At 64.3% G+C, this 19,625-nt stretch carries 16 protein-coding genes; 12 read left to right on the plus strand and 4 right to left on the minus strand.

The window, feature by feature from the left end:
* The first annotated feature begins 4 nt into the window (after window positions 1–4).
* Together HS053_RS13695 and HS053_RS13700 are read left to right on the plus strand one after the other, a co-directional pair.
* Entirely contained in the window at window positions 5–742 is a 738-nt protein-coding gene (locus tag HS053_RS13695; RefSeq protein WP_174211825.1) for an SDR family oxidoreductase, read from the plus strand.
* A gap of 16 nt (window positions 743–758) precedes the next feature.
* Window positions 759–1,598: a fumarylacetoacetate hydrolase family protein gene (locus HS053_RS13700; protein ID WP_174211826.1), complete on the plus strand. Its 840-nt coding sequence runs from the start codon at window positions 759–761 to the stop codon at window positions 1,596–1,598.
* A 26-nt stretch (window positions 1,599–1,624) separates the two neighbouring features.
* Here HS053_RS13700 and HS053_RS13705 read toward each other — a convergent pair whose 3' ends face one another.
* Both HS053_RS13705 and HS053_RS13710 read right to left on the minus strand, forming a co-directional pair.
* Window positions 1,625–2,194 carry a MaoC family dehydratase gene (locus HS053_RS13705; protein ID WP_174211827.1) on the minus strand — a complete coding sequence of 190 codons (570 nt, stop codon included), beginning with the start codon at window positions 2,192–2,194 and terminating at the stop codon, window positions 1,625–1,627.
* Between the two features lie 2 nt (window positions 2,195–2,196).
* A complete protein-coding gene (locus HS053_RS13710) occupies window positions 2,197–3,294 on the minus strand; it encodes a lactonase family protein (protein ID WP_206677611.1) in 1,098 nt (365 codons plus the stop codon).
* 125 nt (window positions 3,295–3,419) lie between these two features.
* Between HS053_RS13710 and HS053_RS13715 the strand changes: the two genes are divergently transcribed.
* The 8 genes from HS053_RS13715 (at window position 3,420) to HS053_RS13750 (ending at window position 11,305) form a co-directional block, all read left to right on the plus strand.
* A complete protein-coding gene (locus HS053_RS13715; protein WP_174211828.1) occupies window positions 3,420–4,187 on the plus strand; it encodes an IclR family transcriptional regulator in 768 nt (255 codons plus the stop codon).
* A gap of 190 nt (window positions 4,188–4,377) precedes the next feature.
* Complete coding sequence (locus HS053_RS13720; RefSeq protein WP_347233330.1) at window positions 4,378–5,541, plus strand: CaiB/BaiF CoA transferase family protein; 1,164 nt, start codon at window positions 4,378–4,380, stop codon at window positions 5,539–5,541.
* Window positions 5,538–6,662: an ABC transporter substrate-binding protein gene (locus tag HS053_RS13725; protein ID WP_347233331.1), complete on the plus strand. Its 1,125-nt coding sequence runs from the start codon at window positions 5,538–5,540 to the stop codon at window positions 6,660–6,662. The genes HS053_RS13720 and HS053_RS13725 overlap by 4 nt, the downstream gene beginning before the upstream one ends.
* 51 nt (window positions 6,663–6,713) lie before the next feature.
* The gene (locus tag HS053_RS13730; protein WP_174211829.1) at window positions 6,714–7,898 is read left to right on the plus strand and encodes a substrate-binding domain-containing protein; all 1,185 of its coding nucleotides are present in this window, start codon (window positions 6,714–6,716) and stop codon (window positions 7,896–7,898) included.
* Window positions 7,899–7,952: 54 nt separating this feature from the next.
* On the plus strand, window positions 7,953–8,696 hold the full coding sequence (locus HS053_RS13735) for an ATP-binding cassette domain-containing protein (RefSeq protein WP_174211830.1): 744 nt from the start codon (window positions 7,953–7,955) through the stop codon (window positions 8,694–8,696).
* Window positions 8,689–9,414 (plus strand): ATP-binding cassette domain-containing protein, encoded by a 726-nt coding sequence (locus HS053_RS13740; protein WP_174211831.1) that lies wholly within the window; start codon window positions 8,689–8,691, stop codon window positions 9,412–9,414. Before HS053_RS13735 ends, HS053_RS13740 begins: the two co-directional genes overlap by 8 nt.
* Window positions 9,411–10,346: an ABC transporter permease gene (locus HS053_RS13745; RefSeq protein ID WP_174211832.1), complete on the plus strand. Its 936-nt coding sequence runs from the start codon at window positions 9,411–9,413 to the stop codon at window positions 10,344–10,346. The genes HS053_RS13740 and HS053_RS13745 overlap by 4 nt, the downstream gene beginning before the upstream one ends.
* Window positions 10,343–11,305: an ABC transporter permease gene (locus tag HS053_RS13750; RefSeq protein WP_174211833.1), complete on the plus strand. Its 963-nt coding sequence runs from the start codon at window positions 10,343–10,345 to the stop codon at window positions 11,303–11,305. Before HS053_RS13745 ends, HS053_RS13750 begins: the two co-directional genes overlap by 4 nt.
* A 45-nt stretch (window positions 11,306–11,350) precedes the next feature.
* On the opposite strand, the gene HS053_RS13755 is transcribed toward HS053_RS13750, so the two are convergent.
* Together HS053_RS13755 and HS053_RS13760 are read right to left on the minus strand one after the other, a co-directional pair.
* On the minus strand, window positions 11,351–11,953 hold the full coding sequence (locus HS053_RS13755) for a hypothetical protein (RefSeq protein ID WP_241699867.1): 603 nt from the start codon (window positions 11,951–11,953) through the stop codon (window positions 11,351–11,353).
* Window positions 11,954–12,160: 207 nt separating this feature from the next.
* Window positions 12,161–13,309 (minus strand): OpgC family protein, encoded by a 1,149-nt coding sequence (locus HS053_RS13760; RefSeq protein WP_174211834.1) that lies wholly within the window; start codon window positions 13,307–13,309, stop codon window positions 12,161–12,163.
* A 381-nt stretch (window positions 13,310–13,690) separates the two neighbouring features.
* Here HS053_RS13760 and HS053_RS22600 point away from each other — a divergent pair, with 381 nt between their 5' ends.
* Both HS053_RS22600 and HS053_RS13770 read left to right on the plus strand, forming a co-directional pair.
* Entirely contained in the window at window positions 13,691–17,095 is a 3,405-nt protein-coding gene (locus HS053_RS22600) for a glycosyltransferase (protein WP_174211835.1), read from the plus strand.
* Complete coding sequence (locus HS053_RS13770) at window positions 17,092–19,620, plus strand: DUF3131 domain-containing protein (RefSeq protein ID WP_174211836.1); 2,529 nt, start codon at window positions 17,092–17,094, stop codon at window positions 19,618–19,620. Before HS053_RS22600 ends, HS053_RS13770 begins: the two co-directional genes overlap by 4 nt.
* Window positions 19,621–19,625: the final 5 nt, after the last annotated feature.

Consider the following 19,625-nt stretch of genomic DNA (forward strand, 5'->3'; position numbering starts at 1 on the left):
GAGAATGCAAAGACTTGCGGGCAAGCGCGCCCTGATCACCGCCGCTGGACAGGGCATCGGCAAGGCCACCGCCCTGCGGCTGGCCGAGGAAGGCGCCGAGGTGCTTGCCACCGATCTGAACGCCGCCACGCTGGAAGAGCTGAAAGCCACGCCGCGCATCACCGTGCAGGTCTTGAACGTGCTGGACGCCGAAGCTGTTGCGGCGACGGTTGCCGCAGCCGGCCGCATCGACATTCTTTTCAACTGCGCCGGCGTGGTCCATGCGGGCGACATCATGGCCTCGACCGAGGACGAATGGGATTTTGCCTTCGCGCTGAACTGCAAGGCCATGTATCGAATGCTGCGCGCTGTGCTGCCGGGGATGGTGGCGCAGGGCGGCGGGTCGATCATCAACATGGCTTCGGTCGCGGGCCCGCTGACCGCGCCGCCGAACCGTTTCATCTATTCCGCGTCAAAGGCGGCGGTGGGCGGCATCACCAAATCGGTGGCGCAGGATTATGTGAAACAGGGCATCCGCTGCAACGCGGTCTGCCCCGGCACGGTGGACAGCCCTTCGCTGCATCAGCGCCTGCGCGACACCGGCAATTATGAAGCTGCGATGCAGGCGTTCATCGCCCGCCAGCCGATGGGCCGCATCGGCAAGCCCGAAGAAATCGCGGCGATGGTTGCCTATCTGGGCGCCGACGAATCCGCCTATACCACCGGCCAGTTGATCGCACTCGACGGCGGCTGGACCATCTGAGGAAAGGAAACCCCCCATGAAACTTGTCCGCTATGGCAGCCGCGGCGCGGAAAAGCCCGGCCTGATCGACGCGCAGGGGCGCATCCGCGATCTGTCCGCCCATGTCTCTGACATTGCCGGCGATGTGCTGGCCAACCTTGACCGGCTGCAGGCCATCGACCCGGCATCGCTGCCGCTGGTCGAGGGCAATCCGCGCTATGGCGCCTGCGTCGGCCAGATCGGCAAATTCATCTGCATCGGCCTGAACTATTCCGACCATGCCGCCGAATCCGGCATGGCCGTGCCGCCCGAGCCGGTGATCTTTGCCAAATACACCAGCGCCGTCTGCGGCCCGAATGACGACATCATCATTCCCCGCGGCTCGGAAAAGACCGACTGGGAGGTGGAGCTGGCCTTCGTCATCGGCAAGCCCGGCAAATATATCACCGAGGCCGATGCGATGGATCACGTCGCGGGTTTCTGCGTCTGCAATGATGTGAGCGAGCGGGCCTATCAGACCGAACGGTCGGGCCAATGGTCCAAGGGGAAATCCTCGGACAATTTCGGCCCGATCGGCCCCTGGCTGGTCACGCGGGACGAGGTGGCCAATCCCAACAACCTGCATATGTGGCTGAAGGTGAACGGCGCGCAGATGCAGAACGGCTCGACCAATACGATGGTTTATCAGGTGCCGTTCCTGGTGTCTTACCTGTCGCAGTTCTTCACCCTGCATACGGGCGATGTGATCTCGACCGGCACGCCTCCGGGGGTGGGTCTGGGCATGAAACCGCCGCGTTACCTCAAGGCCGGGGATGTGGTGGAACTGGGGATCGAGGGGCTGGGGGAACAGCGCCAGATCTGCGTGAACGACATCTGAGGATTGGGGGGCAGCAGCCCCCCTTTTCACCCGGCACGCGCCGTCTTTTCGGCCATGCGCGCCCTGGCGGCCTCGGCAAAGCCGGCGGGGTCACGGTAAAGCGCCGTCAGCAGATGTTCGGCATAAAGCACCAACTCGCCTTCGCCCTTGTAAACCGAATAGCTGACCCGCAGCTTGCCCATCTTGTCGCTGTGAACCTCTTTCGCCAGATTCTCGCGGATGGTGTAGATGGTATCGCCGATGAAGACCGGCTTGATGAAGCGCAGCCGGTCATAGCCATAGCTGAACGAATTCAGGCAATTGGTCGCGGCCAGCCCCAGACCCAGCGAGAACACGAAAGCCCCCGCCACCAGACGGCGGCCAAAGACACCCTCTTCAACGGCAAAACGCTCGTCGCTGACATAGGGGTGATGGTCCATCACAAGGCTGTTGAACTGCATCGACTCCCCTTCCGCGATCGTGCGGCGGATCGACCGGATTTTGTCGCCGATGGCAAAATCCTCATAATACCAGTTCTCGGCGTTCCAGACGGGAATCTGTGCGTGATCCTCGGGCAGGCCGGGAAGACCGCGCGGGTGAATGCCAATCTCGGCCATCGTTAAACCTCCGCGAATTTCAGGCACATCGGCGTGCCGATCGGCAAGGCGGCGCCTGTATCGCGCAGCGCGCCGGTTGCTGCATCGCGGGCCAGCATGCTCACCCGGTCGGCGTTTTGATTGGCCACCAGCAGATGCCGTCCAGAAGGTGTCAGCGCCAGATGCCGGGGCGTGGCCCCGCCACAGGGCGCAAAGCCGCGCGGCGTCAGTCGGCCACTGTCCTGGTCAATCTCGAAGATCGAGATGCTGTCATGCCCGCGGTTGCCGCCATAAAGGAACCGCCCGTCCGGGGAAATCTGGATGTCCGAGCAATGATTGCCAGACCGCGCCTCGGCCGGCACGGCGGGCTGGCTGTCAATCGGCGCCAGAACCCCCGTGGCAGGATCAAAGCTATGCGCAGTTACGGTGGAATCCAGCTCGTTCATCACGAAGACAAACCGCCCACCGGGATGCAGAGCCAGATGCCGCGGCCCCGCGCCGGGGGCGGTCTGGACGCGGGCGATCTGCCTTGGCACGCCATCGCTGCCGATGCTGTAGGTGATCAGCGCGTCCATCCCCAGATCGGCCACGATCACCATACCGCCCTGCAACACCTCGGTCGCACTATGGGCATGGGACCGCTCTTGCCGCGCGGGGTCCGGGCCGCTGCCCTGATGCGCCACGCTGGCAATGGCCGGAGAGAGGCCCGCCGTCCCCAGATCGAACACCACCAGCGACTGATCCGGCCCGCCCGTGCCCACCGTGTAATTGGCCACGAACAGGCGCCGCCCATCGCGCGAGATCATGCTGTGGGCCGTGATGCTGCCAAGGCTGGGCTGGGTGTTGAGATAGTCGAGCCGCCCGGTCGCCGGATCAAAGCCAAAGGCGGTCACCAAACCCTCGCGCCAGTCGGCCACTTCGGAATTGGCATAGATGCGGCGGCCATCGGCGCTGACGGAAAGATAGGTCGGATTTTCGACCTGCGGATAACCGGCCAGTTTGCGAAAGCGCAGCGCGGCCTCGTCAAAGCTGAACACATTCAGACCGTCGCCCCGCGCGCCCTGAAAATAGGGTGCTTCGCGGTTCAGCGTTCCGACAAACAACAGAAGTTCGCCCATCATCACCCTCCCCTTGCCCGCTCCCCGACGGGCAGTATTCCATATATGAAATGTTATACTGCCAGTAAACGATATTGACGTTGCCGCGTCAATGCGTAGCTTAAGCGGGAAATTTCACAGGTGAAACCATGTCCGAGAATGACGATGACGGCCGCTATCGCGCCCCCGCGCTGGACAAGGGGCTTGATATGATCGAGCTTTTGGCCGCCCGCGAAGAAGGCATGACGCTGAAAGACATCTCGACCGCGCTCAACCGCTCTCCGACCGAACTTTACCGGATGCTCGACCGGCTGGCACGGCGCGGCTATGTGGCCCGTCAGGGCGACAATTATGCGCTGACCATGAAGCTGTTCCTGCTGGCTCATCTGCGCCCGCCGATCCGCCGTCTGGTCGGTCAGGCCATGCCAGTGATGCGCCGTTTTACCAATGCTGCCGAACAAGCCTGCCATCTGGTGAAATATGACCGTGGCGATCTGGTGGTCATCGCTCAGGTCGAGGCGCCGGGCTATTGGGGCGTCACGATCCGCGTGGGTGCGCAGATCGGGCTGGTCAATTCCGGGTCCGGCCACGTCATTCTGGCCTTCGCTTCCCCCGAAGAACGGGCGCTGATGTTTGAAGAGCATGAAACCATGCCCTATGAGGTCGCCCCCGCCGATCTGGACAAGCGGTTGGCCGATGTCGTGCAGCACGGCTATGAGGCGATGCAAAGCCAGCAGACGCCAACGGTGTGGAACCTGTCCGTGCCGATCATGGGGCCGAACGGCACGGTTCTGGCCGCCCTGACCTGCCCCTTCGTGCGGCGGCTTGAAAACCCCGATGCCCCCGACCGGGATCGCGTTCTGGCCCTGTTGCGCGCCGCGGGCGACGAGCTGTCGCTGACATCCGCCACGAACTAGGCCAGCCCGATTGACCTGCCCAAGCCCCGGCCGCCGGCCGGGGCTTTTGTCATGCAAATTCTTTGCCCGGGGCCGCAGATTCTGGCTTGCGCGAAACTTCCATAAATGAAAACATAATTTACCAACGAAAGATTGTGCTGCATTGCCGCATGACGAAAGCGGCGCGTGACCGCGCCGGGGAGAAAGTGACGTGACACAGACCGAGGCCGTTCTGCCGCTTGATGGCCTGATCGTGCTGGACATGAGCCAGTTTCTGTCAGGCCCCTATTGCTCGTTGCGGCTGGCCGACCTGGGCGCGCGGGTGATCAAGATCGAGCGGCCTGACGGCGGGGATCTGTCGCGCCGGCTCTACCTGTCCGATACCGAGATCGGCGGCGATTCGACGATCTTCCACGCCATCAACCGCGGCAAGGAAAGCCTTGCGATCGACCTTAAGAACCCCGCCGATCTGGCCGCCCTGCGCAAGCTGATTGCCCGCGCGGATGTGCTGATCCAGAATTTCCGGCCCGGCGTGATTGACCGCCTTGGCCTGGACTATGACGCGGTGAAGGCGATCAACCCCCGTCTCGTCTATGCCTCGATCAGCGGCTATGGCGATGAAGGGCCATGGGTCGCCCGCCCCGGCCAGGATCTGTTGGCACAGGCACGTTCGGGGGTGATGTGGCTGAATGGCGACGAAGATCAGGGGCCGGTGCCCTTTGGCCTTGCCGTTGCCGATATGCTGGCGGGCGCGGCCTGCTGTCAGGGCATTCTGGCCGGGCTGGTGCGGCGCGGCATCTCGAACCACGGGATGCATGTGCAGACCAGCCTGATGGAGGCCCTGCTCGATTTCCAGTTCGAGGTGCTGACCACCCATCTCAACGATGGCCGCCGCCTGCCGAAACGCTCCGATTTCCGCAGCGCCCATGCCTATCTTTCTGCGCCCTATGGCGTCTATCAGGCGGCAGATGGCTGGCTTGCCATTGCGATGACGCCGCTGCCGAAGCTGGCCGATCTGATGCAGATCGACACGCTGGCACCCTACCGTGACGATCCCAAACTCAGCTTTACCGAGCGTGACACCATCAAGCGGCTGATCGCCGAGAAGGTCGCCACGCGGCCGGTTGACGCTTGGCTTGCCGTGCTGGAACCCGCCGACATCTGGTGCGCCCGCGTGCTGGACTGGCCGGCCCTGCTGGCCTCGGAGGGGTTTCAGGTGCTGGACATGTTGCAGACCGTCACCCGCGCCGATGGCGTGTCAATCGAAACCACCCGCCTGCCGCTGCGCCTGAACGGTCATCGCCCCGTCAATACCGCCGCCGCACCCCTGATCGGCGCCCACAGCGCCGCCATCCGCAAGGAGTTCAACCTGTGACCCGCCTGAAAGGCATGACCTGGAGCCACCCGCGGGGTTTCGATCCGATGGTGGCCTGCGCAGCGATCTGGGCCGAAAAGACCGGCGTGCAGATTGATTGGGAAAAGCGGTCCTTGCAGGATTTTGAAAGCTTTCCGGTGGAAGAGCTGGCGCGCGCCTATGACCTGATCGTGATTGATCACCCGCATGTCGGCCAGATCACCGACGAAGGCTGTCTGGCTGCGCTGGATGTGCCGGGTCGTGAGGCCGAACGCGCGGCACTTGCGGCGGGGTCGGTGGGGGCCAGCTATCCCAGCTATTTCTGGCGCGGCCATCAATGGGCCTTCCCGATCGACGCCGCCACGCAGGTTCTGGCATGGCGGCCCGATCTGATCGACGCCCCGCCCACCACCTGGGCCGCGGTGATCGACCTTGCCCGCCAAGGCCGGGTGCTGCTGCCGCTGCGCCCGCCGCATTCGCTGATGTGCCTTTACACGCTCGCGGGGAACATCGGTGCGCCCTGCACAGTTGAAGGCGATACCCTGATCAATCCTGCGACAGGCGCCGAGGTCTGGGACATGCTGCGCGAACTGGCCGCTCTGGTGGACCCGGCTTGCGCGGGCTGGGATCCGATTGCCGTCTTTGAGGAAATGGCCAGACCGGGATCGCAAATCGCCTGCGCGCCGCTGATTTATGGCTATGTCAATTACGCCATCCCCGGCTTTCGCCCCAACCTGATCCGTTTTGCCGATATGCCCGTCGCGGGGGGCAAGGGGCCGGTTGGTTCTGCGCTTGGCGGCACGGGGATTGCCGTTTCGGCATTTTCCGCGGCGAAAGAAGCGGCCATCAACTTTGCCTATTGGATCGCCAGTGGCGAGGTTCAGCGCGGCCCCTTTGCTGCGGCCGGCGGGCAGCCCGGCCATGCCGCCGCATGGGAAGATGCCGCGGTAAATGCCGCCACCAGCGATTTCTACCGCGCCACCCGCGCCACGCTTGAGGGGGCGTGGCTGCGTCCGCGCCACAACGGCTATATGGCGCTGCAAGAGGCGGCATCGCAGCGCATCACCGCAGGACTGGCAGCCGGGGAACCGGCGGCCCCGGTGATAGACGAGATCAACCGGCTGTTCCGGGAGAGTTTCTGACAACGACGCGACCCCGGGTGACAACCCCGGACAATAGGGAGGAGGAACCCGATGAAGACCCTGTTCTGTGGCCTGCTGGCCGCAACTGCCCTGACGGCGGCGCTGCCCGCCTTTGCCCAATCGGTTGAAGAAACCATTGCGGGCCTGCCCGATGTCTTGCGCGCGCAATATGAAGGCGCGCCGCAAGCCATCACCCCCGGCCCGCTGGCCGATTTCACGCCCAAGGCCAAGCCCTACAAGTGGTGCCACTCGGAAAGCTATCAGGGCAATCCGTGGCGCGTGTCAGTGACGACCGAGCTGAAGCGGCTGGTCGATGGCCTGATCGCGGCCGGTGTGGTGTCCGATTTCGAGGTTTCGGATTCCAACGGCGATGTCGGTCAGCAGATCAACCAGATCCGCGCCTTCATCGACAAGGGCTGCGGCGTGATCACCTCTATCCCCGGTTCGGCAACCGGGCTGGACGAGGCGGTTGCCGCCGCCGCCGCCGCGGGCATCCCGTTCATCACCGCAGCCGGTTCTGTCACCGCGCCCTCGGCCGTCAATGTTGACAGCAACTATCAGCGCTGGGGCTATGAGATGATGGACGCCATCGGCAAGGCGCTGCCCGAGGGCGGCAATGTGCTGATCGTCGAAGGCATCGCCGGCCATCCGATCGTGGCACAGGAACGCGCGGGCGGCGATGCTGCGATGGCGCTTTACCCGAACCTGAAGGTTGCCCGCGTCGTCAACGGCGATTGGACGGCCAATGTCACCAAGACCGTGGTGTTGCAGACGCTGGCGACCAATCCGGCGCCGATTGATGCCGTCTGGTCGGCAGGTTCGGAATCCCGCGTGATTGCCGAAGCCTTTGCCGAGGCCGGCCGCCCGGTGCCGCTGATCACCGGCTCGATCACCGGCGATGCCTTGGGCTATTGGAAAGCCAATCCCGAGGGTTACCGCTTTGAAGGCCATGCGGTGCTGCCGGGCTGGACGGCACAGACCCTGTTCCGCGTCGCGGCCCGGATCATGGATGGCCAGAAGCCGGTGCTGAACACCCTGCTTATCCCGCTGCCGCCGGTGCATGGGGCCGATCTTGCCGGCTGGTATCAGGATTGCATGACGCCCGATGCCGTGTCCGTCTTCCCGGTCCCGCCGACCGATCCGGTTTCGGAAGAGGCGATGAACGCCTATTTCTCGAACCCCGCGGCAAGCCCCGGCTGGGACTACGCCACCGTGCCCCCGGCCTGCGCCAAGTAAGGCCCTCCGTGCCGCGCCCACCCGGCGCGGCACCCCACCCTGCGGGAGACTGCGATGCTGGCGATCACCGGCCTGTCCAAACGCTATGGCGAGACCGTGGCGCTGGATCAGGCGACCATTTCGTTCCGGGCGGGCACCGTCCACACCATTCTGGGCGAAAACGGCTCGGGCAAAAGCACCCTGGTCAAGCTGCTGTCAGGCATCGTCCTGCCCGATGCCGGTGCCATCCGGTTCGAAGGGCAGCCGATCACCGCCCGCAGCCCCGCCGCCTTTCAGGCTGCCGGATTTGCCACCGCCTTTCAGGAAGTGCTGATCGCCCCCGACCGCTCAGTCACCGACAACATCCTGCTGGGGCTGGACGGCCTTTTCACCCGCCGCATCCCGCGCCATCAGCGCCGCGACCGGGCCGCCGCCGTTCTAGCGCGCTTTGCCCGCACGGCGATTGATCTGGATGCACCCGCAGGATCATTACCCCTCGCAGCCCAACAGCTTGTCGTCTTGGCCCGCGCCGTCGCCCGCAATCCCCGCGTGCTGATCCTGGATGAAATCACCGCCGCGCTGGATTTTGCTGACCGCGAGTCAGTGTTCGACTTCATGCGCAGCCAAGCGGCCGCCGGCTGTCTCATCCTGTTCATCACCCACCGCATGGATGAGGTGATGGCTTTGTCCGATGACATTTCCGTGCTGCGCTCTGGCAGGGTCGTGGCAACCCAAGCCCGCGACACCGCAACACCGGCGCAGCTTTTGCACTTGATGGCCCCGCAAAAGGCCGAACAGCTTGAGGCGCAGCATGGCTGATCTGTCCCTGACCGTCCGCGATCTGTCTTTGCGCAGCAATGCCGCCCCGCTCTCCACCCGGATCAGCGGCGGCGAGATCGTCGGCCTTGCGGGCCTCGACGGCCATGGCCAGGACGTGTTCCTGCGCAGCCTTGCCGGGCTTGAGCGCAACAGCGGCGCCGTTGACCTGCAAGGCAACCGCATCGCCACCTTCCGCGACGCCGAGCGGAATGCCGTGGTTTATGTGCCGCGCGACCGCCGCTCGACCGGGATTTTTCCCGGCATATCGATCCTCGACAATTTCGCCATCGCCACCCCGGGCCGCGACCGCAGGGGCCCGCTGATCAGCGCCAAGGCCCGCCGCGCGCGGTATGAGACATGGAAAGAGCGGTTGCAGATCAAGGCGCCCAGCCCCGAAGCCCCCATTACCGCCCTGTCGGGTGGCAATCAGCAAAAGGTGCTGCTGGCCCGCGCGCTGGCCCGCGATCCCAAGGTGCTGCTGCTGAACGACCCGACCCGCGGCGTCGATGTGGCCACCCGGCTGGTGCTGTATGACCTGTTCCGCGATCTGGCCGCCGAGGGCATGGCTCTGGTGATCCTGTCTTCGGAAATCGAAGAAATCCTTGTGCTGTGCAACCGCGTTCTGGTGTTCCGCGACCACGCCCTTGCCGCCGAGATGGCCGGCGAGGCGATGGGCACCGAAGCCGTTATCGCCGCCATGTTCGGGAGGGCGGCATGACCCGCATCTTTGGCCGCTATGGCTTTGCCATCGGCATCCTTGTGGTGCTGCTGATCGCCAATCTGGTGATGAACCCCGCCCGCTTTGCCCCCGGCAACTGGCCGACGCTGCTGGGGCTGGCCGCGCCGCTGATCGGGGCCGCGCTGGCCTCGACCCCGGTCATTCTGGCCGGGCGCGGCGGCATCGACATCTCGGTCGGCCCGGTGATGGGGCTGGTCAGTGCCGTGGTGATCAAGGTGCTTTACCTTGATGCAGGGCTGGCCTCGCCCTTCATCCTGTGGCCTGCGGCGCTGCTGATCGGGGCCGCCATCGGCGCCTTCAACGGCGCCATGGCAACCGTGGTGCGGGTGCAGCCGATCGTAGCCACGCTGGGCACCTATCTGATCCTTGGCGGGCTGACGCTGACCATCCTGCCGGCGCCCATCGGCCCCGCCCCCGACTGGCTGAAGGCGATGGCGGGCGCGTGGAGCTTTCTGCCCCTTGGCCTGATTGCCGCCCTCTGGTGGGCTTTGTGCCGCACACCTTTCCATGATCAGCTCATGGCCGTCGGCAGCGATGACCGCGCCGCCTATACCGCAGGTGTTCCGGTCAGCCTGACCCGGTTTCTGGCCTATGTGCTGACAGGTTTGCTGGCGGGGGCTGCGGGGATGATGCTGACGGCGCTGATCGGCTCGGCCGACCCGAAGGTGGGCGCCAATTACACCCTGATCGCCATTGCCGCGGTGGCTTTGGGCGGCGTCAGTCTGGCGGGCGGGCGCGGTGGCCTCTTGGGGGCGGCCATAGGCGCGGTGGACATCTTCCTGCTGCAAAGCCTGCTGACTGCCTTCAACGTCTCGACCTATGTGTTGCAGGTCGCCTATGGCACGATCCTTGTCGTTGCCGTTGTGCTGATTGCCCTGCAGGACCGCAGCACCAAACGGAGCCACGCATGACCCTGCCTCTCGACAGTATCAAGGCCCGCGTGCTGGGGGCATTCGCCGTGGCACTGGTGCTGCATGGCATCGGAACCGCGCTGATCCCCGGCTATTCCGCGCCCTTTGCCATCCGTGCCATGCTTGTGATCGCAAGCTTGCTCGCCGTGGCCTCGATCGGGCAGACGCTGGTAGTGATCCTTGGCGGGATTGACCTGTCCATTCCCTTCGTGATCGGTTTCGCCAATGTCGTTGCGGCCCAGCTTTACGGTCAGGGCTGGCATTTCGGGCTGGTCTGCGCGGTGGTCTTTGGCCTTGCCGCGCTGATCGGCGCCTTCAACGGCGCGCTGTCGCGCGGGCTGAACCTGCATCCGCTGATCGTCACCCTTGGCGTGGGCATGGTCGTGCAGGGCCTTGTTCTGATCTGGACCAAGGGCTTTCCGTCCGGCTCTGCCCCGAAAGCCGTGTCAGGTTTCGTTTCGATCGGCGGCTCGTTCGGGCCGCTGCCGGTGCCCGCGCTGATCCCGACGCTGCTTGTCCTGACGGTGCTGATCGTGCTGGTGCTTGAACGCACGCCCTATGGCCGCCGGCTTTATGCCCTTGGCTCGAACCCCGGGGCGGCGCCCTATGCGCTGATCAACCCGCTGCGCATCTGGACCGTCACCTTTGCGGCTTCCGCAGTGTTTGCCGCCATGGCCGGGGTGCTGCTGCTGGGCTTTACCGGATCGGCCTATGGCGATGTCGGCCAGCCCTATCTGTTCCAGACCATCGCCGCCGTTGTCGTCGGCGGCACCGCCCTTGTCGGCGGGCGGGGAAGCTTTATCGGCACCATCGCGGGCGTGCTGGTGCTGACCGAGATCAACACGCTGCTGATCGGGCTGAACTTCTCGCCTGCGTCGGTTCAGGCGGCTTTCGGCGCGATCATTCTGCTGCTCGTCTCGATCTATGGCCGCGAGCGGCATTTCCGCACCACGGTCTGATCCATCCGGGGCGCGGCGGGCCGAAAACCCGCCGCAGCCCAGCCCCTAGCGCGTCGCGCAACCGCTTTCGGCAATCGGGCCATGCGAGACGGCATAGCCTTTGCGCGGATTGATGATGACATCGTAAAAGCCGGTCAGCCGATACATACAATCATTGGCCGTCGCCGCGCCGACATCGCTGCCATCGACGTAGACATCCAGCCAGGGAAGACCGTTCTTGCCCCGGGCGCAGCCGGTCAGATGCGGTTGCGGGCCATCGCCGCAGATATCCTCGACAATCGCATAGCGTTGCAGATGCGGCAGGTAAAAGCGGGTGCCCGCCGGAAAATCAAGCCGCGCCCGCCCCCCGACAAGGCGATACCCCACCGCGATGGTCACCGGATCGTGATAGGTGCCCGTGCCGCCCGCCCTGCTGTGAATGACCGGCCGGGCAATGGCGGCCGAGCCGGGCGGCGTATTGTCCCAGTAGCTGTAGCCGGTGGTATAGGCGGTGAAATACTGCTCGCCCGCCGAAACCGTCACAAGCCCCTCGGGTGTCGCCGGGCGCATTTCCGGGCTGCCGGGGAATTGCAGCGGATTTGCCGCAGCCGCACCAGCCAATTGGGCAATCATGCAAGTGAGTGCCCCGAATTTTGCCAGAATCTTCATGGTTTCGCGCTCCTCTTGATTTGAACTTCATGAGGAGAATTTGGCGGAAACTGATGAATCCCGGGTTATGTTCCAAAATTGGAAACATTGCAGTTTAATTCAAATACAGAGGACCGCCCGGGAATTAATTAAATTCCATGCGCGTTTAAATAAACGCCATCCCGTTATTGCTCTGATCTTATTAAAATGCGTCGCAGGAAAACCCGGTTAATGCCCGGCATGTGACGTAACAAGCGGCCTGCCGCGGCGTTTCCTGCGGTCGTTCAAGAGCGCCACCAGCAGCATGATGTTCATGCCGACCCCGATCAGCAGAATGTCCACCGGGGGCGTGGTCAGGTAGGATATTCTTATGATTTGAATAAGATACCCCAGAATACTGCCCGCCGCAAAGGCGGGCAGCGCGTTGCGGCCCAGCACCACGATGGCCGCGACATGGCGGCTTTGCGCAATCTTGTGCAGCAGGGGCCAGGCGGCAAGCGCATAGGCAAGCACGAAGATATGCAGCACCCGCAAGGGCGCAAGATAGGTCTTGTCGAAGGAAATCATGACCTGCGGTGCGCCAAAACGCTCTTGCCATTGCGCAAGGATTTCATATCCGCGGTCGGCAATCGACGGAACCTGCATCCACGCCGCCGAAGCCACAAGGCAGATCACCGCTGCAACGGCAATCCAGGCCCGGATCGGCAGCCATTGCTGATTGCGGCTTTTCGCAAGCCCGATCAACAGGCCGACAACAAACAGAAACTGCCATGACAGCGGATTGAAGAACCATTCGTGATCGGTGGGCCAGGTCCGAAGATTGACCGCATACCAGCCGACATAGGCCCAAAGCAGGCCCGATCCCACAAGCAGCAGCAAAGGCCAGCGCCACCCGACGGCGATCAGCCCCGGCGCCGCCAGCAAAAGCAGGATGTAAAGCGGCAGGATATCCGCGCAGTTGAACTGATGCGTCAGGATCAGCAGTGGCGCCAGCAGCCCGGCTGGATCGTCCAGCACGGGCGCCACATTCCGCTCGGCCGCCATCTCGGCGACGCCGGGCCAGTTCAGCGTGGCCGCGATCATCAGATAGATACACAGGACGACCAGCGCTTGCACCCACCACAGCGTGAAGGCGCGCGACCATGGGCCAAAGATCGAGCCATCCTCGGACCTCTTGCGGCGCAGCGGGCTGTAGGCCAGCCCGGCAGAAATCCCCGAGAGCAGCACAAAAGCCTCGGCCGCATCCGAAAAGCCGAAATTGCGCGAGGTATAGGCGCCCAGAACCGTGTCGGGGATGTGGTTTATGAATATCATGATCAACGCCAGACCGCGCAGAAAGTCGATCCGATAATCTCGGGTGCGCGAGGGATCGGGCATCGACATCTTCTGGGCCAACTCCTGTCCGCTGCGGATTGTGCGGATGCTGCGTGATCGACCCGCATTGGATGACCGGAGTTTTGCCAAGCCGCAAGAGCCGCCGTGAGATCGGCGCGCGGCTGCGACGGGAATCTATGCAGGCCCCGCAGCGGGATTGTCGCCGGTCTCTGCAAGACCGCCGGCGCAGCGCCATAATTCCGACAAATCATTGAACAATACCGGCTACAGGCGGGGCATTTTTGACTCTGCCACCGGAATGGCGTTAGCTGATCCCGGGTGATCGTCTGAACGTCTTACCAGTTCTTCCTCCTGTTGTCGGAAACGGCCCTGATGCGCGCGCCAATTGGCAAGTTGATATCCGCCCCGGTCGCCGGGAAACCGGTGTTCGAAGACCTGAGCGGTCTTCGCGTCCGGCGCGTCAAGCGCTGGGGCAAGCTGGCCTTTGTCGCCTTGCTGGTCTGGGGCATCGCCATCACGATTGCCATCGTCAACCCGGCCAAGCTGGCAGGCCGCGACGCGGCGCGGCAGGCCGGCACCGAAAGCCCGGCGGTCGTGGCGCCACAGTCCCCCGGCGCAACGGATGCCAGCCTGCTGATTGACGTCAAGGCACAGACCGGCGCCGGACCGCTGCAAGATCCGAACCTGAGGGCGCCTGCGGGGCGGCCCGTCTGTTCGGCCGAAACCCTGCCCGCCGGGGCGGCGGTTGCGGCCTCGGACCAGATGTTCCCCTCGCGCATCTATGCCCTTTTGTCGAACGAGCCGGAAAACGCCTTTCTGCCGCTCTTGCGCAACTGCGGCCGCGTCGATGTGATCCTGCCGGAATGGTTCGAGATCAACGCCCCCTCGCTGGCCCTGACCCGCACCGATCTTGACGCCGAAATGCTTGAGGCACTCCGGTCGATCCGCATGGCGCGGGGCGACGCGACCAAGCTCTGGCCGGTGTTCGGCTTTGGCCGCAGCCTGACCGCCAAGGGCTTTCTCGACGGTCTGACGGACAAGGGCCAAAGCGCCGGACTGGCCAAGGGAATCGTGCGCGCCGCAGTTGGGATGAAGGCCGAGGCGGCCTGCCTGCGGCTGCGCGACCTCAAGCCCGCCGATGCCGACGCGCTGATGCCATTCCTGACCGATCTTGCCGCGCAGGCGAAGGGCGAGGGGCTCAAGCTGTGTCTTGTCGCCTCGCTCTTCGATCAGCTTTGGGCAAGCCCCGCACTGCTGGCGCATTTCGACAAGGTGATCGTGGCCGCCTATCAGGAGCCGTGGATCGGCGCGCAGCCGCAACCACTGGCGCCGCTGGACTGGTTCCGGGCCCAGGTGAAGGTGATCAAGAACCGGGTTCCGGCCGACAAGCTGGTGATTTCGGTCGGCGGCCATGCGGTGGACTGGGTGTCGGGGCAGGCCGTTCCCGAACGCATCAGCATCGCCCAAGCCATGTTCCGCATCTCCGAAGCCAGTGCGCGGATTGATTTTTCACCGACGGCCCGCAACAGCTATGCCTCGTTCTTCGACCGGGCCGGCAAGCGGCATCAGATCTGGATGCTGGATGCCGCCAGCGTTCACAACAATCTGCGGGTCATGCGCGAGCTTGGCCTGTCGGAACTGGCCATAACCAGCCTTGGCGAAGAGGAACCCGCCTATTGGGACGTGCTGGAGGGTCAGTTGTCGTCGGGCAGGCAATCCTCCTTCGCGGCACCGGAGTTTCCCGACAATGTGGTCTACAGCGGCGAGGGCGCGTTCTACCGGCTGCACAGCCCCAGCCGCGCCGGGCTGCGGCTCTGGCGGATGGACCCGGACGACGATTACGTCGACGATGTCCGCTTTGACGTGGTTCCCCGCCCGGCGCAGATGGAGCGCTATGGCACCCGCCTGCCGCGGCAGATCGCCCTGACCTTCGATGACGGCCCCGATGCCGTGGCAACCGCCCGGATTCTGGATGTCCTCAAGGCCCAAAAGGCGCCGGCGACGTTCTTTGTGGTCGGCAAGATGGCGCTGTCGGCGCCCGATCTGCTCAAACGCGCCCTTGCCGAAGGCCACATGATCGGCTCGCACAGTTTCAGCCATCCGCATCTTGAAGACCTCAGCCCCTTCATGCTGCGCGCCGAACTCAGCGCCAACCGCAGCCTGATCGAAGGCGTGATCGGGCGCACGCCGATGATCTTCCGCCCGCCCTATATCCGCGGCCCGGGACCGATCAGCGAGGTGGAGGCGATGGCCTTTACCGTCCCCGCCGAAGAGGGGTATTTCGTTGCGGGCAGCGATATCGTTCCCACCGACTGGGCCGGAACGAGCGCCGACGGGATCGTCCGGCAGGTCTTCGCCGAACTGGAAAAGACCGGCGGCAATGTGATCGTTCTGCACGATGGCCGCAGCGCCGGAATGCACACCGCCGAGGCGCTGGAGCTGCTGATCCCGGCGCTGCGCGCCCGCGGCTATGAGATTGTCGGCCTGCCCACCTTGCTGGGCATCACGACCGAGGCCGCCCTGCCGGTGGTCGGCACCGCCGAATCCTTCTTCAAGAGCGTGTCGGTGCAGACGATCAGCCTGTGGATTGCCCTTCTGACCGGCATCTTCTGGATCTGCATCTTTGCCAGCGTGCTGCGTTCGGCGCTCTATCTGTTCCTGTCGTTCCGGCGCGATCCGGTCTATCCGCGGAACTTTGCCGCGCAACCCTCGGTCACGGTGATCGTTCCGGCCTATAATGAAGAAAAGGTCATCGTGGCCACCGTGCAATCGGTGCTGGCCAGCGATTATGAACGGCTGTCCTGCATCGTGGTGGATGACGGATCGACCGACGCCACCCTTGCGGTTCTGGCCAAAGCCTTTGGCAAGCATCCGCGCGTCAAGGTGGTGTCGCAACCCAATCAGGGCAAATGGCAGGCGCTCAACAATGCCTTCCGGCAGGTGGAGACCGAGATTGCGATTTGCGTCGATGCTGACACCCGGATTGCCCCCGATGCCATCGGCGAAATCGTGCGGCCCTTTGCCGACAGTAAGGTTGCTGCCGTGGCCGGAACGGTTGTGGTGGCCAATGCCGCGGGTCTGCTGACCCGGTTCCAGTCGATCGAATATATCACCGCCCAACAGATCGGCCGCCGCGCCCATGAACATCTGAACGGCATCATGGTGGTGCCCGGGGCGCTTGGCGCATGGCGGGTGGAGGCGGTGCGCGATGTCGGACTTTACTCCAACGAAACCCTGACCGAAGACGCCGACCTGACCATCTGGCTGCGGCGCGGCGGCTACCGGATTTCCTATGCCGAGAACGCCCGTGCCTATACCGAAGCGCCGACCGATGTGCGGTCGCTGTTGAAACAGCGGCTGCGCTGGTCCTTCGGCAATCTGCAAACCCTGTGGAAGCATCGGGGCGCCTTCCTCGAATTCGGTCCGCGCCGGATGATGTCGATGCTCGACATGGTGTTCTTCGGTTATATGCTGCCGCTGATGTCGCCCATTCTGGACATCCTGTTCCTTGTCTTCCTGGCCGGTCTGGTGTCCGACTGGCACAGCGGGCGGATCGCCGATGGGGTGGAGGTGTCGCATGTCGCCGTGTTCGGCGTGGCCTTCGTGCAGGTGATGGACCTTGCTGTTGCCTGGATCGCGCATCGCCGCGAAAGGATGCCCGTCTGGCGGCTGATCTATCTGATCCCGTTGATGAACCTGTTCTACCGCCCGCTCTTGTATATCACGGTCTACCGCGCCCTCTGGTCCGCCCTCAGCGGCCGGCTGGCCCGCTGGAACAAGCTGCGCCGCCTTGGGCTTGAGCCGGGCAGGGAGCTGACGGTTCGATGAGGCGGCGCAGCTTTCTTGAACTGCTGATGGCCAGCCCGGTCCTCAGCCAGATGGCCTTGGCGCAAGAGGTCGCCCTGCCCGAACCGCAGCGCGTGCTTCTGACCCTTTCCGGCATCGGCGCGGCAACGGACCCGGCGGCACTGGGGGCGCTGCTTGCGGCGCTGGTGGCCGGGGGCGTTCCCGTCAATCTGGTGATCTCAACCCGCGAGGCGCCGGACCGCCTGCAGCAAGGCAGCGAGACCGCAAGACTGATCCTGCGCTATGTCGAATCCTTTCCCGGTCTGGTCGAGGTGGTGGCATGGTGTCCCGATCTGGGGCAACTGCCGCCCTATCAGGCCGCAAGACAGGCACAGGAAACCCGCACGACCCTGTATGACGTGCTGCAACCCGGCGCGGGCAACGATCCGCTGCGCCAGCCGCTGCTGTCGATCGCCTGCCGCGCCCCGCTGGATTCCGGGGCGGCATCGGCCGTTCTGGCCTCGGGCTTTCGCAATGTGCTTGAGCTGCCCGAAACCGGATCACCTGTAACCGCCCGGCAAGACCGGCTGGGCGTTCTGACGCTGCTCGGCGGTGAAAACCACCGGATCGAAGGGGTTGCGGCGGCGCTCTCGCAAAAGGTTCCGGGCCTGCAACGCCATCTGGTCCTGTCGGCCGATGACATCTCGCAAACGCCGGTCGAGACACTTCTTGCCGCCGCGGGGGACATCGGGCGCGTGCTGCGCGAAGCCACGCTGTCGCTGACCATGCTGTCGGTTCTGGCCAACGATCTGCAAATGCGCACGGACACCGCCTTTCGCCGCCGGGTCGCGGTGCTTGTGCTGGAAACCCCGGGCAATGCGGAGCCTTCCCTGCAACAGCAGCTTGCAGGCGAAGGCATCGGTTTCAGCACAGCCTCGGTGCCGCCCGATGCGGTGGGTGGTCTGCCGTTCTGGGTTCCGCTGGACCTGCCGCAGGGGGGGGCCTTCAATTCCGATACCGCCTTTGGCAACTTTGCGCAGGAACGGATCACCCTTGCCCGGCCCGGCAGCATCGCGGGCAAAGACCTGCGCTTTGGCGTCGTGGTCCGGCCGGTCCCCGGGGCAGAGCAGGCCGGGCTGACGCCGCAGGCAGAGTTCAACATCCCCCTGCTTGCCTTTGTCGGCACGGCGGGAGATGCGCTTGAAGGTGGCTTCCAGCTTGGCCCGGATGGCGATGGCCTGCTGCTCGTTGCCGCCTCGGCCTTGCAGGAACCCGTCGCGCGCACGGCCTTTCTCCTGACAATCCGGCAAATCGTGTCGCAGGCCGAAACGCGGCTGATGTCGCTGGCCGATTATTGCGCCGAAGCCCTGCCGAAAGACCCGCTGCTGCCCACGCTGCTGCTGACCCGGTCAAAAAGCTGGCGGCAGCGGAGCGAAGTTTACACGAACACAGCCGATGACCGCACCGCACTTCTGGAAGATGCCCGGGCGGCATGGGCCTTCTTTGATCGCAACACCAACAGCAATACGGGCCTGTCGGCGGTCACCTCGATCACCGGGGGCGACCCGGGTGACGCCTATAGCGCGGTCAGCATGTGGGAGGCGGGCAGCCATATCAACGCGATGATCGCGGCGGTGGACCTTGGCCTGATCGGGGACGAAGAGTTCACCGAGCGGTGCCAGCGCCTGTTGCGCACCCTTGAACGCGCGTCCAGAAAGCGTCTTGTCCTGCCACCCGAAACCATGGACGCCATGACCGGCAAGGGCACGACCCGCTTCAACTCTTATGACACGGGCCGGTTGATGATTGCGCTGCACCGGCTGAACGCGCATCGGCTGGCGCCGCCGGGGCTGAACGATCTTGTCGCCTCGTGGGACTTTTCCAAGGTCATTCTCGACCGCCGCCTGCATTCCTGGCGCGAACAGAAGATGGTCGATGACTTCGCCTCGAACTATGCCGATTATGCGGCGGCGGGAATGCGGCTCTGGGGCTTTGACGTCGCCTCGCCCTTCGATGATTTCGCCGGCCTGACCTCTGCCGATGACGAGGCGCGTCTGCTTGCCGCCACCGTATCCTTCGGCGTGCTGGGGGCCGAGCCGTGCTTTCTGCATCTTCTGGAAATGCCGGGATCGCCCGCCGCCGGATATCTGGCCGATTGCCTTGACCTCATCCAGTCGCGTCTGGCCGAAGCAACTGGCGTGACCGCAGCCCCGTCGGAATCGCCGCTCGACCGTTCCCCCTGGTTCACCTATCAGGGCTTTGACGTGAGCAAGCTGGCCGACCCTTGGGTGGTTCTGTTCACCGAAAAAGGGGCTGCGACCTCGACGCAGACCGACGACCGCAGCTTGCGCGCCACAAGCACGAAGGCCGCCTATATGTGGCACGCGCTGCGCCCCAGCACCTATTCGGCGCGGCTGATCGAAACCCTGCGCGCCAAGGCACGCCGGGACTATGGTTTTGATTCCGCGTTCTTTACCGACTCACAGATGCCGGCGGCGGGCTATTCCGACCTCAACACCAACGCCGCCATCCTGCAATCCATCGCGCACGCCCTTGCAGCGGGCTGAAACGG

Source organism: Tabrizicola fusiformis (assembly GCF_013328815.1).
Lineage (GTDB): Bacteria > Pseudomonadota > Alphaproteobacteria > Rhodobacterales > Rhodobacteraceae > Fuscibacter.

Coding starts and splice junctions, on each gene's coding strand:
- HS053_RS13760 (WP_174211834.1), bottom strand. CDS start 13,309: ATGCCCGATCCCTCGCGCACCCGAGATTATCGGATCGACTTTCTGCGC.
- HS053_RS13735 (WP_174211830.1), top strand. CDS start 7,953: ATGCTGGCGATCACCGGCCTGTCCAAACGCTATGGCGAGACCGTGGCG.
- HS053_RS13755 (WP_241699867.1), bottom strand. CDS start 11,953: ATGAAGATTCTGGCAAAATTCGGGGCACTCACTTGCATGATTGCCCAA.
- HS053_RS13710 (WP_206677611.1), bottom strand. CDS start 3,294: ATGATGGGCGAACTTCTGTTGTTTGTCGGAACGCTGAACCGCGAAGCA.
- HS053_RS13730 (WP_174211829.1), top strand. CDS start 6,714: ATGAAGACCCTGTTCTGTGGCCTGCTGGCCGCAACTGCCCTGACGGCG.
- HS053_RS13700 (WP_174211826.1), top strand. CDS start 759: ATGAAACTTGTCCGCTATGGCAGCCGCGGCGCGGAAAAGCCCGGCCTG.
- HS053_RS13715 (WP_174211828.1), top strand. CDS start 3,420: ATGTCCGAGAATGACGATGACGGCCGCTATCGCGCCCCCGCGCTGGAC.
- HS053_RS13750 (WP_174211833.1), top strand. CDS start 10,343: ATGACCCTGCCTCTCGACAGTATCAAGGCCCGCGTGCTGGGGGCATTC.
- HS053_RS13695 (WP_174211825.1), top strand. CDS start 5: ATGCAAAGACTTGCGGGCAAGCGCGCCCTGATCACCGCCGCTGGACAG.
- HS053_RS13745 (WP_174211832.1), top strand. CDS start 9,411: ATGACCCGCATCTTTGGCCGCTATGGCTTTGCCATCGGCATCCTTGTG.
- HS053_RS13740 (WP_174211831.1), top strand. CDS start 8,689: ATGGCTGATCTGTCCCTGACCGTCCGCGATCTGTCTTTGCGCAGCAAT.
- HS053_RS13705 (WP_174211827.1), bottom strand. CDS start 2,194: ATGGCCGAGATTGGCATTCACCCGCGCGGTCTTCCCGGCCTGCCCGAG.
- HS053_RS13770 (WP_174211836.1), top strand. CDS start 17,092: ATGAGGCGGCGCAGCTTTCTTGAACTGCTGATGGCCAGCCCGGTCCTC.